The 856-nt window shown below is 66.8% G+C and carries 1 protein-coding gene; it reads left to right on the top strand.

Annotation, left to right across the window (positions count from 1 at the left end; translation table 11 throughout):
* Positions 1-66 precede the first annotated feature (66 nt).
* The gene (locus tag ABD374_RS31525) at positions 67-777 is read left to right on the top strand and encodes an IS6 family transposase (RefSeq protein WP_344500040.1); all 711 of its coding nucleotides are present in this window, start codon (positions 67-69) and stop codon (positions 775-777) included.
* The last annotated feature ends 79 nt before the right edge of the window (positions 778-856 follow it).

Below are 856 nucleotides of genomic sequence, written 5' to 3'. Positions count from 1 at the left end.
GGCGCTGTCACGTTGGTTGACTGGATGGGATGATCTTCTGGTTGATCGTGCTGGAGGGGGTTGTTCGTGGGGGCCGTGTCGCCGTCGTACAAGGGGCACCGGTACCCGGTCGAGATCATCTCCCACTGCGTGTGGCTGTACTTCCGCTTCCCCCTCAGCTTCCGCGAGGTCGAGGAGCTGATGCTCGAGCGCGGGATCGTCGTCTCCTATGAGACGGTCCGCCGCTGGTGTGTGAAGTTCGGGCAGGCCTACGCAGGCGCGCTGCGCCGTCGGCAGCCCCGGCCCGGTGACAAGTGGCACCTGGACGAGGTATTCGTCAAGATCAACGGAGAGCAGAAGTACCTGTGGCGGGCCGTCGACCAGGACGGCAACGTCCTGGACATCCTCGTGCAGAACCGGCGGGACACCGCTGCGGCCAGGCGCTTCTTCCGCCGCCTGCTGAAGAACACGGGTGCGGTGCCGCGGGTGATCATCACCGACAAGCTCCGCTCCTACGGCGCGGCCCACCGCGAGATCATGCCCTCCGTCGAGCACCGCTCCCACAAGGGTCTGAACAACCGGGCCGAGAACAGCCACCAGCCAACGCGGCAGCGCGAACGGGCGATGAAAGGCTTCCGCAGCACCGGCGCCGCGCAGCGGTTCCTGTCCGCGTTCAGCGGCATCTCACCCCACTTCCGACCCCGCCGCCACCTGATGACCGCTCCCGGCTACCGGGCCGAGATGACCATCCGCTTCACGATCTGGGACCAGGTAACCGCCCGGCCCGCAGTGGCCTGAGCAACAGGCCCGGAGCCCGACTGGAACCATGCCCCGACACACCGTCAGGCCCTACCCACCCAACAACGTGACAACGCCT

Source organism: Streptomyces enissocaesilis (assembly GCF_039533765.1).
In the GTDB taxonomy this organism is placed as follows: domain Bacteria; phylum Actinomycetota; class Actinomycetes; order Streptomycetales; family Streptomycetaceae; genus Streptomyces; species Streptomyces enissocaesilis.
The sequence above is the reverse complement of the archived record's forward strand: the minus strand, read 5'-3'. Positions and strand labels throughout refer to the sequence as shown.